The sequence below is a fragment of the Pyxidicoccus trucidator genome (assembly GCF_010894435.1).
In the GTDB taxonomy this organism is placed as follows: domain Bacteria; phylum Myxococcota; class Myxococcia; order Myxococcales; family Myxococcaceae; genus Myxococcus; species Myxococcus trucidator.
Map to the genome: position 1 here is coordinate 23,681 of NZ_JAAIXZ010000019.1, position 15,323 is coordinate 39,003.

Annotated in this window: 8 protein-coding genes; 6 read left to right on the top strand and 2 right to left on the bottom strand. The window is 69.6% G+C overall.

What is annotated here, in order from left to right; translation table 11 throughout:
- Positions 1-286: 286 nt before the first annotated feature.
- From G4D85_RS38115 to G4D85_RS38135, 5 genes are all read left to right on the top strand, one after another.
- Complete coding sequence (locus tag G4D85_RS38115; RefSeq protein ID WP_164019037.1) at positions 287-2,029, top strand: LVIVD repeat-containing protein; 1,743 nt, start codon at positions 287-289, stop codon at positions 2,027-2,029.
- A gap of 222 nt (positions 2,030-2,251) precedes the next feature.
- On the top strand, positions 2,252-3,937 hold the full coding sequence (locus G4D85_RS38120) for an LVIVD repeat-containing protein (protein ID WP_164019038.1): 1,686 nt from the start codon (positions 2,252-2,254) through the stop codon (positions 3,935-3,937).
- Positions 3,938-4,160: 223 nt separating this feature from the next.
- A complete protein-coding gene (locus G4D85_RS38125; protein WP_164019039.1) occupies positions 4,161-5,924 on the top strand; it encodes a hypothetical protein in 1,764 nt (587 codons plus the stop codon).
- Positions 5,925-6,049: 125 nt separating this feature from the next.
- Positions 6,050-7,669 carry an LVIVD repeat-containing protein gene (locus G4D85_RS38130; protein WP_164019040.1) on the top strand — a complete coding sequence of 540 codons (1,620 nt, stop codon included), beginning with the start codon at positions 6,050-6,052 and terminating at the stop codon, positions 7,667-7,669.
- Positions 7,670-7,761: 92 nt separating this feature from the next.
- Positions 7,762-9,339 (top strand): LVIVD repeat-containing protein, encoded by a 1,578-nt coding sequence (locus G4D85_RS38135; protein WP_164019041.1) that lies wholly within the window; start codon positions 7,762-7,764, stop codon positions 9,337-9,339.
- Positions 9,340-9,387: 48 nt separating this feature from the next.
- Here G4D85_RS38135 and G4D85_RS38140 read toward each other — a convergent pair whose 3' ends face one another.
- On the bottom strand, positions 9,388-10,266 hold the full coding sequence (locus G4D85_RS38140) for a Uma2 family endonuclease (RefSeq protein WP_164019042.1): 879 nt from the start codon (positions 10,264-10,266) through the stop codon (positions 9,388-9,390).
- A gap of 274 nt (positions 10,267-10,540) precedes the next feature.
- Complete coding sequence (locus G4D85_RS38145) at positions 10,541-13,318, bottom strand: ankyrin repeat domain-containing protein (protein ID WP_164019043.1); 2,778 nt, start codon at positions 13,316-13,318, stop codon at positions 10,541-10,543.
- A gap of 535 nt (positions 13,319-13,853) precedes the next feature.
- Between G4D85_RS38145 and G4D85_RS38150 the strand changes: the two genes are divergently transcribed.
- Positions 13,854-15,275 (top strand): hypothetical protein, encoded by a 1,422-nt coding sequence (locus G4D85_RS38150; RefSeq protein ID WP_164019044.1) that lies wholly within the window; start codon positions 13,854-13,856, stop codon positions 15,273-15,275.
- Positions 15,276-15,323 lie beyond the last annotated feature (48 nt).

Here is a 15,323-nt window from a genome sequence, read left to right on the forward strand (position 1 = left end):
GCGGAGGGCGGTCCCGATACCCTGGCCTGCCGTCTGACGCCGCGTCCCTCACGGCGCACCTTCGTGTGGGCCGGGAGCCCGCTACACGCCGGTACGCACGCCCCGGTACGCCTGTGCAAGGTCAGGACCAATCGGCGCCGGCGGCCCTCTCGTGTCCACGCTCGCGGTGGAAGTCCGCTTCACGCCGCAACCATTCCCGTGGACGCGGCACATGCCGGACGCGTGACGACGTATCCGGACAGGCTGCCCGCGCTTCGTGCGCGGTGCCCTGCTCGCGAGGTCCATCATGACGTCGTCACCGCGCTCGCCCTGGGCGCTGCTGTCCGCCTCCATCCTCTCACTGCTCTTCCTCTCCGCCTGCTCCGACTCACCCGTCCCGCTGCCCTTCCCCATCATCGTCGACGCGGGGTCCGACTCCGGCGCCGACGAGGACTCGGGCACGGACGACGACTCGGGCACCGATGACGCTGGCACCGACGTGGACGCGGGCTCCGGCGACTCCGGCACTTCCGACGCCGGACCCGAGCCGTGGGATGGCGGCTACACGGTGCTGGAGGAGCGCGGGAACTGGATTGACCGGGGCGCCTATGCACCGTGTGCCTTCGACTCGACGGGAGACCCGGCCACCGTCTCCTGCGCGGACCTGTCCCGCTACGACTTGTCGCAGTGCTCCCCGGAGGCGCTCGCCCAGGTGGAGCCGCATGGCATCTACCTCACCGACCTCCGCATGGAGCGGCGCCTCGCCGACGGTGGCACTCGCATCACTCCCTCCTTCACCAGCTTCCAGCTCCGCTCCGACGGCGCCACCGACACACTCGCCGGCGCGCCCCTCCTCCAGCGCCAGACGGACGGTGGGACGTTCTTCATCGTCGGCGGCGCGCCCATCACCAGCACCGAGACGGCGCTCGCGGGCTGCCAGGTGCCCTCACCGGGAGTCATCACCGGCTGCTTCACCCGCTGCTCCGGCGGACGCTTCGGCGGAAGCGGCACCTTCGAGGCCCACCGCGTCGCGGTGCGGGCGGGCGAGGCGGAGTCCTCCGGAGGCCTCCAGCTCTTCTCCGAGTCCCCCGTGGCGCTCGGTGAGCCCGCGGACGTCTACGTCGCGAAGGAGCATGCCTACGTCGTCTCCTTCGCCCGGTTCGGACTCGACGGCGGGCTCACCGTCTTCGACGTGAGCGACCGCCAGCACCCCATCTTCAAGGCCTCCATCAGCCTGCCGGGCGACAACTACTGGAACGGTGTCTGGGCCAGGGGCAATGCCCTCTACATCGCGAGCCTGAGCTCGGGCCTCCTCGTCTACGACATCACCCAACCCGGAGCGCCGGAGTTCGTGCGCTCGTTCGCCGCGGGCCCCGAGGGCGTGCACACCGTGCTCGTGGACGGGAACCGGCTCTATGCCATGTCGCTGAACAGCTCGACGCTCGTCTTCGACGTGTCAGAGCCGCTGAGCCCCGTGCTGCTCCAGAGCATCGCCCTGCCGGAGACGCTGTCCTCGGGAGGCCCGCATGACGTCCTCCCGTACGAGGGCCGCCTCTACGTCAGCAACGGCTTTGGCGGCCTCTCCATCCTGGATGCCACCGACCTGGAGGACGTGCGGCACCAGGGCCAGTTCGTCCACGGCAACCGCGCCTACGCGCACCACAGCGCGGTGGGCACCTTCGCCGGCCGCACCATCGCCTTCGAGGGAGGAGAGACGAATGGCGCCCACCTGCGCGTGCTCGACGTCACCGACCCCGCGCACATCCTGAAGATTGGCGAGTTCCGTCTGCGGCCCGTCACGTCCATCCACAACTTCATCCTCCAGGGCACGCGGCTGTACGTCGCGTGGTACCAGGAGGGACTGCGCGTGCTGGACGTGTCCAACCCGACGCAGCCCCGGCAGGTGGCGCACTACAACACCTTCCGCGAGAGCGACCCCGACCGGACGGACAACCTCTACGAGGGAGCCTTCGGCGTCCGCGTGCCCGGCGACGGCTACGTGTACGTCGTCGACTCCGCGCGCGGCCTGCTCATCCTCAACGAGTTGTAGGCTCACACCCGCTCGGGACCGGAGCCGCTCCGGCCCGCCTCTTGGTCCGGACGCGCTGCAATGCCGGGACCAAACGGGACGAAAGCGCCGGATTTCCACGCTCGCGGCGTGACTCTGTCGCCACGCCGCAACCATCTCCCCTCTCAATGAGGAACTCAGGGCTCCAGGACGCTTGGATGGTGCCCCCACTGTCGTGGGTGGCCTCTGCTCGCGAGGTCCACGATGAAGTCCCCCCTGCGCCACTCCCTGGTGCTGCTCTCCGCCTGTGCCCTGTTGCTGGCCACGCTCTCCGGCTGCGACGACGACTCCGACCCCACTCCTGACGCAGGCGCCCAGCTTCCCGAGGACTCGGGGACGCCGGACTCCGGCACCACCGATGCGGGCACGGAGCCGTGGGACGGCGGCTACACCGTGCTGGAGGAGCACGGAGACTGGATTGACCGGGGCCGCTATGCGCCATGCAACTTCAACTCGCAGGGAGACCCCACCACCGTCCGGTGTGACGACCTGTCGCGCTATGACCTGTCGCAGTGTTCTCCCGAAGCGCTCGCCCAGGTGGCGCCGCACGGCATCTACCTGTCCGACCTTCGCGGCGAGGTGGCGTTACCCGACGGCGGCACGCGCAGCGCCCCCGGATTGGCCACCTTCAAGCTCCACTCCGACGGCGGGACGGACACGATGAACTCGACGCCGCTCGTCGCGCGCAACACGGACGGAGGAACCTTCTTCGTCGTCGGCAGCAACACGAACCGCTTCAATGGTGCCATCACCATCACCTCGCTCGCCGGCTGCCAGGTGCCCTCGCCCGGCATCGTCACCGGCTGCTACGCCCGCTGCACCAACGGGCGGTTCAACCGGGCCGGCACCTTCGAGGCCCACCGCATGCCGTCCCAGCGGGGCGAGTCGGAGTCCTCCGGCGGGCTGCGCCTCATCTCCGAGTCTCCCGTCGCGCTGGCCGATGCCGTGGATGTCTACGTCACGAAGAACCACGCCTACGTCGTCTCCATCAACAACTTCAGCGGTACCCGCAACGGTGGCCTCACCGTCTTCGACGTGAGCGACCGGGCGCATCCCCTCTTCAAGGCCTCCATCAGCCTGCCCGGGGACACGTCCTGGAACGGCGTGTGGGCCAAGGACGACGCGCTCTACATCGCCGGCAACAGGTCGGGCATCGTCATCTACGACATCTCCAACCCCGCTCAGCCGGAGTACGTGCGCCACCTGCCCGAGGGGACGTTTGGCGTTCACACCGTGCTCGTGGATGGCAACCGGCTCTACGGCATGTCACCCGGCGACGTGACGGTCGTGTACGACGTCTCCACGCCGCTGGCGCCCGTCCTGCTCCAGCGCATCACCGTGCCGGGAGAGCCCGTGGGCGGCGCGCATGACTCCTTCGCGTACGAAGGCCGCCTCTACATCAGCAATGCGTTCGGCGGCTACGTCGTCATGGACGTCACCGACCTCGACAACGTGCGGCACCTGGGCCAGTACGTGCACGGCTTCGATGCCTTCGCGCACCACAGCGCGGTGGGCACCTTCGCCGGTCGCACGATTGCGTTCGAGGGCACCGAGTTCAGCGGCTCCCATCTGCGCGTGCTGGACGTCACCGACCCCGCGAACATCGTGAAGATTGGCGAGTTCCGCCTCAGCCCGGTCACCTCCATCCACAACCTGCTTCTGAAGGGCAACCTGCTCTACATCGCCTGGTACCAGGAGGGCGTGCGCGTGCTGGACGTGTCCAACCCGACGAAGCCCCGGCAGGTGGCGCACTACAACACCTTCCGCGAGAGCGACCCCCACCGCACGGACAACCTCTTCGAGGGCACCTTCGGCATCCGCGTTCCGGGCGACGGGTACGTGTACGCCGCGGACTCCATCCGAGGCCTGCTCATCCTCAACGAGCTGTAGGCGCACCCACCGCCTCATGCATGAGCCGCTCCGGCCCGATTCCCGGGCCGGATGCGGTGCAAGGCCAGGACCAATCAGGGGCTGAAGCAGGCTGTTTCGACACTCGCAGCGTGGCTCTCCTTCATTTCGCAACCATCTCCGGACCGCTCTCAGCCAACACCCGGACTTCAGGTCGTATGGCAAGAGCCCCCACCCCGGGTGGCTCCTGCTCGCGAGGTCCACGATGCGGTCCCCCCTGCGCTCACGTCTGGTGCTGCTCTCCACCTGCGCCCTGCTGCTGGCCACGCTCTCCGGCTGCGACGACGACTCCGGCCCCACTCCCGATGCAGGCTCCCAGCTTCCCGAGGACTCGGGGACGCCGGACTCCGGCGCTCCGGATGCGAGCACGGACTCGGGGATTCCGGACTCCGGCGCTCCAGATGCGAGCACGGACTCGGGGACTCCGGACTCCGGCGCTCCGGACGCGAGCACGGAGGAGCCCTGGGACGGTGGCTACACCGTGCTGGAGGAGCACGGAGACTGGATTGACCGGGGCCGCTATGCGCCGTGCTCCTTCAACCGCCAGGGAGACCCCTCCACCGTCCGCTGCGACGACCTGTCACGCTATGACTTGTCGCAGTGCTCCCCGGAAGCGCTCGCGCAGTTGGACGCGTACGGCATCTACATGACCGACCTGCGCGGCGAGGTGCCGCGGTCCGATGGCGGCACCGGCCTCCTCCCCGCCTTCGCCGGCTTCATGCTCCACTCCGACGGAGGGACGGACACGATGAACACCGCGCCGCTCGACTTCCGGAACACGGACGGGGGGACCTTCTTCATCGGCAGCAGCCGCACCAACCCCATCACCGGCACCACCCTCACCGCGCTCGCGGGCTGCCAGGTGCCCTCGCCCGGCATCATCACCGGCTGCTACGCGCGCTGCATCAACGGGAGCTTCAACCGGGCCGGCACCTTCGAAGCGCACCGCATGCCGTCTCATCGGGGCGAGTCGGAGTCCTCCGGCGGACTGCGCCTCATCTCCGAGTCCCCCGTCGCGGTGGGCGAAGCCGTGGACGTCTACGTCACCAAGAACCACGCCTATGTCGTCTCCCTCGACAGGATTTCCGGCACCAGCGGCGGGCTCACCGTCTTCGACGTGAGCGACCGGGCGCATCCCCTCTTCAAGGCCTCCATCAGCCTGCCCGGAGACTCGTCGTGGAATGGCGTGTGGGCCAAGGGCGACGCGCTCTACATCGCTGGCAACGACACGGGCACCCTCATCTACGACATCTCCAATCCCGCCCAGCCGGAGTACGTGCGCCACCTGCCCGCCGGGCAGTTCGGCGTGCACACCGTGCTGGTGGATGGCAACCGGCTCTACGGCATGTCGCCCGACATGGTGACGCTCGTGTACGACGTCACCAGCCCGCTGGCGCCCGTCCTGCTCCAGCGCATCACCGTGCCGGAGGAGCTCTCCTCGGGCGGCGCGCATGACGCCTTCCCGTACGAGGGCCGCCTCTATGTCAGCAATGGCTTCGGCGGTTACTCCGTCATGGACGTCACCGACCTCGACAACGTGCGGCACCTGGGCCAGTACGTGCACGGCAGCTTCGCGCACCACAGCGCGGTGGGCACCTTCGCCGGCCGCACGATTGCCTTCGAGGGCACCGAGTTCAACGGCTCCCACCTGCGGGTGCTCGACGTCACCGACCCCACGAACATCGTGAAGATTGGCGAGTTCCGCCTCAGCCCGGTCAACTCCATCCACAACCTGATTCTGAAGGGCAACCACCTCTACGCCGCCTGGTATCAGGAGGGTGTGCGCGTGCTGGACGTGTCCAATCCCACGAAGCCGCGGCAGGTGGCGCACTACACCACCTTCCGCGATGGCGACCCTGGCCGCAGGGGCATCCTCTTCGAGGGCACCTTCGGCATCCGCGTGCCCGGAGATGGGCACGTGTACGTCGCGGACTCCGTGCGCGGACTGCTCATCCTCAACGAGCTCTGAGCAGCCCCTGTCACCGCGAGTGGAGGCGGGCACCCGTCCGCCCGCTTCCACTCCAGACGCGGCCTGACTTTCCGGCACCGGGCGGGCCCCCTAAGCTGCGCGCTCCCCGTCAAAGAGGAACCGTCATGCCCTCCCATGCCGCGCGCCTGCTCCTCGCGCTCGCCTGTGCCGCGTCGCTGTCCGCCTGCTCCAAGGACGAGCCGGAACCGACGCCCAAGCCGAATCCCGACCCCGACACCGTTCCCTATGACGGCCCCTGGACGCCGCTGGCGGAGGCCGGCGACTGGACGGACTCCGGCCCCCTGGACTCCTGCGCCGTGCTGAGCACCGGCACGTGCGGCGCTCCCGCCGCCTTCGACATGACGAGCTGTGACACCGGCTCGCTCGACACGCTGGAGCGGCAGGGCGCCATCTACCGCGCGGAGGTTCGCTACGAGGTCCCCAACACCCTCGGCGGCGTGGAAATCGCCCCGGGCAGCGCGGGCATCCAGTTCGACGCCACCGGGCAGCTCCAGCGCGTCATGGGGGCTACGCAGTCCAGCTCGCTCATGGGCGCGGGGACGTTCTTCGCCTCGTCGGAGCAGCAGCGCAACACCAGCACCACGGACCGCTACACCTTCGCCGGCTGCCGGGCGACGGGGCCGCGCACGCTCACCGGCTGCATGGCGTGGTGCAGGAACGGCCAGCTCCGCTACCGCGGCACCTTCCGCGCCGAGCGCATGACGTGGCGCCCCGGCGAGTCCGAGTCCTCCGGCCTCGTGCGCGTCTCCGAGTCCCACGTGGAGCGCGGCTACCCCGTGGACGTGTACGTCACGAAGGGCCACGCCTACGTCGTCTCCATCACCAACTCCGGGAGCCCCGGGGGCCTCACCGTCTTCGATGTGAGCGACCCGCGAAACCCCATCCAACGCGCATCCTTCAGCCTTCCCAATGACTCCTACTGGAATGGCGTCTGGGCGAAGGACGACGCGCTCTACATCGCCAGCGGGAGCGCGGGGGTGCTCGTCTATGACATCTCCGACCCGGCCAACCCCACCCTGGTGCAGCGCGCCAACGTGCCGGGCATCACCGGCACGCTCAACGTGCACACCGTCTTCGTGGAGGGAAACCGGCTCTACGCGATGTCGCCCTCGGCGCGGCAGACGTTCGTCTTCGACATCTCCACGCCGCTCGCGCCCCAGCTCATCACCCGCTACGGGTACGCCGGAGCGACGACGGGCTACCCGCATGACGCCTTCGCGTACGGTGGCCGGCTCTACGTCAACCACACGGTGGACGGGTTCCTCGTCGTCGACCTGGAGGCCGCGAACCCCACGCTGCTCGGCCGGTACAACTACCCGCACTCCTACAGCCATGCGAACGCGGTGGGCACCTTCAACGGCCGCACGCTGGCCTTCGAGGGCGGAGAGACGCTCGGCGCCCACCTGCGCGTGCTGGACGTCACCAACCCCGCCGGCATCGCCAAGGTTGGCGAGTACAAGCTGCGCGGAGTCACCTCCGTCCACAACCTGGTCCTGGTGGGCACGCGCCTGTACGTGGCGCACTACCACGAGGGCGTGCGCGTCATCGACGTGGCGGACCCCGCGCAGCCCCGTGAAGTTGCTTACTTCAACACGTTCCGCGAGACAGACCCGGAGCGCACGGACGGCATGTACGAGGGCGCCATCGGCATGCGCGTGCCCGGTGACGGACACATCTACGTGGTGGATACGTCTCGCGGTCTGCTCATCCTCGACGAGCCGTAGACAGGGAGGGCTTTCCCAGAGCACGGTGACGTCCCTACACTGGGAGTGCTGGTGACCCGCTGGCCGGAGCGGGTTGCCTTCAGGATGTGCCCATGCGCCCTGTTCGCGCCGCGTTGACGGTCCTGCTCGCCTGCGCCGCGTCCGCGCTCGGATGCGACGAGTCGGAAGCCCCGCCCTGGGATGGAAGCTATGTCCCGATGGAGGAGCGCGGGGACTGGGTGGACCCCGGGCCCCTCTCCACGTGCCGCGTGCTGAGGGACGGCACCGCGCCGTGCGGCTCGCTGGACTCCTTTGATTTGTCCGGGTGCAAGGCCCGCACGCTGGAGAAGCTGGAGCGCGCGGGCGTCTTCCGGGCGGAGCTCCGTTACGAGCCGGCGGAGTCCACCGCGCAGACGTCGCCGCGGGTGGGCGGGGGCGGCTTCAAGCTGGCGGCGAATGGCTTGCCCGAGCTCGTCTTCGGGGCCCCGCGCGCGAGCGCGGTGTGGACGTCGCGGACACTCCTCATCTCCGGACGTGAAGGGGACACGCTCTACACCTTCGTGGGCTGCAACGCGGTGAACGAGCGCGTGCTCACCGGCTGCTTCTCCGTGTGCCGCAACGAGCAACTGGTGGACGCCGCCACCTTCCGCGCCGAGCGCATGTCGCGCTTCAAAGGTGAGAGCGAGGCCTGGGGCGGACTGAAGCTCCTGTCCGCGTCCCTCGTGGAGGCTGGCGCTCCGGTGGACGTCCACGTCACCGGAGGCCATGCCCATGTCATCTCGGAGAACCGGCCGGGCCGCCCCGGTGGCCTCACCGTCTTCGACGTGAGCGAGCCGCGCGCTCCGGTGGCCGTGGGGCGGCTGGGCGCTCCGGAGGGCTCGGACTGGAGGAGCGCCACCTCCGTGGAGGGCATGCTGTACGTGGTCACCGCGAACACGGGCATCGCCGTGGTGGACATCTCCGAGCCGTCGCGGCCCACCTTCGTGCGCTCCGTGCCGGGCGGGCCCGTGCAGGTGAGCGGCGCGAGCGTGGACCGGGACCGGCTCTACGTCACGGTGGAGTCCCCCGAGCCCGGCACGCTGCTGTTCGACATCTCCACGCCCGGCGAGCCCCGCCTCATGGAGAGCGTCACGCTGGGGAAGATGGCGCCGGACCGGCTCTACGCGGGCCGCAGTGCCACCACCCACGGGGGCCGCCTCTACCTCAACCACCAGCGGGATGGCTTCAAGGTCGCGGACATCAGCCACCCCGACAAGGTGTCGCTGCTCGGGACGTATATGTACCCGTATGGGAACAGCTCCGCGAGCGTGGTGGGCACCTTCGCCGGCCGCGCCGTCGCCTTCGAGCTGGGCCGGGGAGTGGGCGCGCGGCTGCGCGTGCTGGAGGTCAGCACTCCGTCGAATATCGTGAAGATTGGCGAGTACGGCCTGCGTCACGTCGTGTCGCCGCGCAACCTGGAGCTGCGCGGCTCGCGCCTGTACCTGACGTATCACCAGGAAGGGCTGCGCGTGCTGGACATGTCCCACCCCACGCAACCACGCGAGCTGGCCGGGTTCAACACGTACCGGGAGACGGATCCGGGCCGGGGAGACGGCGTGGACGAGGGCGCCGCCGGCCTCGATGTGCCCGGGGATGGGCACGTGTATGTGGTGGACACGGCGCGGGGGTTGCTGGTGCTGAACGAGCCGTAGCGGTGCCGTGTGGCAGGGGCGCACCGTGCGCCCCCGCCGTGGCGTGGGTCAGGCCCGCTGGCTCTTGAGCCGAGCCAGCTCGGCCTGGGCCTTCTTGAGCTGCTGCTGGACGTCTTCGCGGAGGCGCTGCTCTTCTTCGCGGAGGCGCCTCTCTTCTTCGCGGAGGCGCTGCTCCTGGGCCAGGCGCTGCTCCGTCACTTCGCGGAGCCGGGCCTCCTTCTTCAGGCTGCGTGCCCTGCTCGTCGCGCGCCGCTTCAGGCCGTCCGCCAGCTTTCGCAGTTGGTCGATGAGCTCTGCCGACTCGGGAAGCTGGACGTTGTTCTCGTAGAAGCGCAGCCGGTCTCCTTCCACCTGGAGCTCCAGCCCGAGCCGCTCCGAGGGGAACCGGCCGTCCACGGATTGGATGGGGACATACTCCCGCGCCCCGGGCGCCGCGAGCCGGTAGCCCCAGAGCCGCTGCTTCCCACCGTCGTAGATAAAATACTCGGGGATTCGCAGCCGGGAGTAGCGGGCCACGTTCTTCTCCGCGTCCTTCTTGCGACGCCCTCCCACGTGCACCTCGAGCACGAAGTCGAGGCCCTTGCCCTCCGCGGACACCATCCACTTGCCGCGCTCGTGCGGCTCGGCATCCAGCACCACCAGCAGGTCCGGGGCGAAGCGGCGCTCGTCGGGGTAGTAGACGGGCAGCTCGGACGCCAGGTAGACGCGGCGGCCCTCGCGGCCGAAGTGGCCCTTGAGAGTGTCGAGCGCGCGGACCTTGGGCAGGAAGTGCTGGTCCCCCTCGGGCGGAGACAGCTCCGCGTCTGTCACCACGTTCGGAAGGGCCGCGACTACCCGGGCCTGCTCTTCGGGCGTCAGCGCGTCCCACTCCGCCTGGGAGGGGGCACGGGGGTATTTGTCTCCGCGCTTCTCCGAATTGTGCCTCATGGGAGAAGCGTGCGGCAGCCTACCCTGGAGGTCAACTCCCCGCCGTGTGACTGTCAGCCTCTCGACCTGCTCCCCTGCGACGTCTTCCGCCTCCACTCCCGCCATGCGCTCTCTCGCCCCTATCCCTGTGCCCTCGTGGAGCAGCAGGGCAGAGCAAGAGGTGGGCCGAGGTGTGAGCGCTCCAGGTCGGGAGTACGGCACCTTCGGAAGCAGGGCGTCCGACCGTATCCAGGGCGAGACGGGAGTCCATAGGGAGAGGCCGCTGCGGTGCGACTCAGGAGGTGCCTCCCAGCCTTCCGATAGCCCGCGGCAGCAGGTGCGACTCCAACCAGCGCACGTTGAGCACCTCCAGCACCGGGCGCCACGCCTCGGTGCCATCCGGCAGGGCCACCCGGAGGCTCAAGTCCGGGTTGGGGACGTAGTGCCCCAGCCGCTCGCGCCGCCACAGCCTCCGGGAAGAGGGGTAGTTGCTGGACACCTCGCTGCGGGAGAGGACGTGGTTGAGATAGGTCCGCTTGCGCCGGGACTCGCGGACCACCACCTCCGGGAAGTGCTCGAAGGGTGGACGGCTCACCCTCGCCGCCGTCCAGCCCGTGTAGCGGGCCGTGCGCGCAGGGTAGGAGAGGCACCACTCCGCCATCAGGTGGTGGAAGAGGAAGTACTCCCCCTGCTCACGCCCCACCTGCACCAGGCGCCCCTCCACCTGCACGTCGAAGGACGGCGGGGCGAGCAAGTCGTAGATGGCGCCGAAGCTGGACCGCACGAAGGCAGCGTCCGCGTAGGCCCGGCGCAGGGCCCAGTGCAGCGGCAGGTGCCCCAGCAAGTCGCGCGCATCCAACCGCGCGCCCCGGGCCAGCAGCGCCTCCACCAGGGGAAGGTTGCCCGCCGCGGCAGCCATCATCAGGGGCGTGAGGTCGAAGGGCGTGCGGAAGTCCACCCCGTGCTTTTCCGTCTGCCAGAGGAGGTCCTTCTGCTGCTTCGCCTCGTACGGCTTGAGGGTGCGGTGGACAATCTGGGCGGACCACGGTGCGAAGTCTTCGGAGGGACGGAACCCCACCTCCTGCTGCAGTCGCCTGGCGAGCGCGCCCTCCTCATGGAAGCCCGCGAACTCGTAGAGCTGCTGGCGCGCCTTCTGGGAGACGCCCTTCGGGTCCAGCGCCTTGTTCGCCAGCTGGCGCACGCCCTCCCCGTCCAGCACCGCCCAGGGCACCGGCTGGAGGTGGAGCACCGCCGTGCGGATGGCCTCGGCCTGCTCCAGCTTGCCCTGCTGCTCCAGGCGCCTTGCCTCCCGCTGCCACTCCTCTACCGAGGAGCGCGCAGGCGCCACGGCGCCCACGGGCTCTCCGAAGGAGACTTCCAGACGCGCCAGGAGCGGATGGGCCGGGTCGTCCTCCACCAGCCACACGTTGAGCACCGCGCGGGTGAGGGCGACATAGAGCGCGTTGACGTAGAACTTGAACGCCTCGAGCGAGCGGTCCGCCTTGTCCTTCGCCCGGCGGTAGTCCAGCGACTCACGGCGCATGTCCTCGTCGGTGACGCCCTCCACCAGCTCGGCGAAGACGCGCCGCTCGGAGCTGACGACGCGGTAGAGGATGATGTTCTCGTACTCGAGCCCCTTGGCCTCCTGCACGGAGAAGACGAGCGGGGTGCGGAAGCAGGCGCGCGCCTCGGCCTTGTGCTCCTCGCGGAGCACCACCACCGCGGTCCGCACGGAGCCCCGCGTCCTGGCGTCCAGCTCCGCCACGGCGGGCGAGCCCGCGCGGATGCCGCGCACCTCGCCCCGCACGCCCTCCACCGCCCGCATCAGGTAGGTGCTCTCGCGGTCCACCGAGCTGAAGCGCGCGTGCTTGAGCTTGAGCACCGCATTGGCCGTCGCGGTGACGGCCTCGCTGTTGCGGTAGCTCACGTCCAGCACGGCGATGTCGCGCCCCTCGTCCAGCCCCAGGCCCTGCCAGAAGAGCGTCTTGACCTTCGCCCAGGAGAAGAAGTTGGGGTGGACCACCTGGTGGGCGTCTCCGCCCACGATGAAGTGGCCGGGGGACTTGAGGGACTTGAGCACCAGCGCGAGCTGCACGGGTGTCAGGTCCTGCACCTCGTCGACGACGACGAAGTCGTAGCGGGGCGACAGCTTCGCCAGCCACGCGTGGGCGACGAGGTTGGGCTCATACAGGCCGGACTCGTCCAGCCAGCGGCGCCACGCGGGCAGCAGCGCGTACAGCTCCGCGCGCTGCTCGGGGCTGAAGATGGACTGGCGCACGCCCACGTCCTGATAGGCCTCGGCGGAGAGGGGACCTTCCGGGGCCGCGGTGATGACGCCGCGCAGCTCCTCGAAGCACGGGTGCGCGTCGGTGAACTTGAGCCGGGAGCGGTGGCGCTCGAACCAGGCGCGGAAGTCGCGGAAGGTGACGGGCCGGCCAGGAGGCACCTCCACGGACTCGAGCAGCTGGCCGTAGCTGAGGAAGTCCGCCTCCTGCTCCCCCGGGTCCCAGTCGTGGGCCACGTAGAGGCCCCGCGCCGTCTGGGCCAGCCATGCGGACTCGGTGACGTAGGCCACGCGGCCGGGCTGGTGGCGCAGCTTCTGGAGCAGGAGCGCCGTCTTGCCGCTTCCGGCCGAGCCCACCAGCACCAGCGGGGGCCTGCGGCGCAGCACCTCGTCCTGGGCGTCGTCGAAGGAGAGCGGCTTGTCGAGCAGGTGGAAGGTGGAGCGGGTGGGATGCACGTAGCGTGCGGGCTCCGCGTCCAGCGATGAGGAGGCTTCCAGGGCCGCCTCCAGCTTCGCCTCGTCCACCTGTGCGCCCCGCAGGAAGCGCGACTTCGCGTAGTCGTGGTGGGGGATGACCTCCAGCGCGAGGCAGACAGTTTCTCCGCGCGAGCGCACGAAGCGCAGGAGCAGCCGCGAGGCGTCGTCCAGCTTCGCGCGGTAGTAGGGCCCCACGTGCAGCTTCTTCACGTCCGGACCGCGGAAGTCGTCGCGCTCGATGGCCGCGCGAACCTTGTCGACCTTGGCGCCCAGGGCACCCGGGTCCAGTCCTTCGTAGGTGAGGAAGCGCATGGTGTCTCCACGGTGGCCGAGGCGGCCCGTCCGGGGGCGCCCCGGAACCGCGCCTCGGTTGTCATCGCGTCCCACTCCGACGGGAGGGGAGACGTTTCCGCGCCGCGCCGGCCCGGGCATCGTGGAAGAAACGTGCGATGGATTACCCGTTGGGTCAACCCCCATGTTGGTTACCCTGCCGGTCATGCCCGGTTGACCGCAATGAGGCCCAAAGCTGGGTTCCATGGCGCCCCCACCCGCGCCACGCTCCACGCCCCGTCGGCGCCCCGAGGCAAGACAGCACCGGTGACGCCGAGCGCCCCGACATGACGAACCGCTCCAGAACTTCGGATGCGAGGACGTCCGGTGTCCGGGGATTGGAGCGGTCCACCGCCAGTCCAGCCAACTTCGCGCCCGAGGCGGCGCCCGTCGCCACGGTCCATCATCGCTCCACTCCGTGTCGCCCTGAGCCTCCGACCGCCGCCAGCTTGCGTCGGACCGGAAGGGGAACCTCTGCCTTTCATGCCCCCTGCTGGGGGTTCCCCAGGAGGCGGGTATGTCGCTGAAGCGAAGCTGGACCGCGCTGTTGCTGCCACTGCTGCTGTCCCCGGTGCCAGGCTGGGCGACGGAGTCCGCGGTGAAGCAGGCGGCCGACGAGGACGACGCCCTCGTCGGGAAGCCGGCCCCTCCGTCCAGCGGAAGTGCTCCGCTCCTTCCCACCCCGGCGGCCCCCGGTCGGAGGTGGGGCTACGTGCTTCGTCTGGAAGCCACGACGCTGGCCCTGCTGCCCCGACACGGCGCGGGAGAAACAGCAGGCTTCGTGCAACTGGAGCCCACGCTGGTGCTGGACGGTGGCGAGAAGCTGGGCCTCAGCGTGGGTGCGCCGGTGCGACTGCGCGCATGGGGTGGCGAGAAGGCCGCGAGCATCGTGCGGAAGGAAGATTGGGACACCCTCTCCGACTGGGGCCAGTGGGTGCGCTTCCTCACTCTGGGAAACGAGTCGTCCCCTGTCGCGCTGTGGGCCGGCTCCCTGGACATCTACAGCCTCCTGTCCGGACACCTGGTGCGGCACTACTCCAACCGCGCCAACCCGGACTACCACCCAGCCGGAGCAGTCCTCACCGGCACGCTGGGGCCCTTCTACGCCGAGGCCTTCACGTCGGATGTGCTCGGGGCGCGGCTCATGGGCGCGGAGGTCGAAGTGGACGTGGAGCACGTCCTATCGGGACGACCTCCGCAACCCGGGCGCTACACGCTGGCGTTGTCAGCGGTGCATGACTGGGGACGGGCAGGCGGTACGGCCCGACCCGTGACGCTGGCGCATCTGGACAGCACGGCGGTGGTGCTGGTTCGGCGGGACAAGGACCTCGGCTTCGAGGCGCAGGTGTTCGCCGGGTGGGGAGGACGCCCGGGTGTGGGTGGCGCGTGGGGAGCGGTGGCCGGGGTGGGCGCGGACGTGGTGTCACCGACGCTGGACCTGCTTGCACGGCTGGAGGCGCGCCGTCAGCACGGAGGCTTCCGCCAGGGGTACTTCGGTCCGGACTACGAGCTGGCGCGCTTCCAGGTCGCGGGCGCCTCCGCTCCGTCGTTGGCGGATGCGTCCTTTCCGGAAGGGTACTCCGCCTATGGCGAGTTGGTGGTGGGCTGGGACGCGGTGCATCGAGTCGCTGAGGTGCGACGTCACCTGCACCTCGTGTTGGCCGTGGAAGCATTCAGCTCGGGCCGCGTGGACGCGGATGGGCGCTTCGCGGTGCAGCTCCTCAACCGAAATCTCGGGGTGGCACTGCGAGGCGTAGCAGTGGGACTGCGCCAGCCAGGAACGCGCTACCTGACTTCGGGCGAGGTGCGCTGGCGCCTTTTCGGAGGAGCACTGTACGTCGTGGGCCAGGGCGGCACGTTGCTGTACCCGACGGTGGACGGGACGCTGCGCCCTGGGGCCTTTGCCTCGTTCGGCATGGGGGCGGACAATGCGCGCTGACTCCATGCCGCGCGCGTGGGCGCTGCTGTGCTGTGCAACATGGCTCGC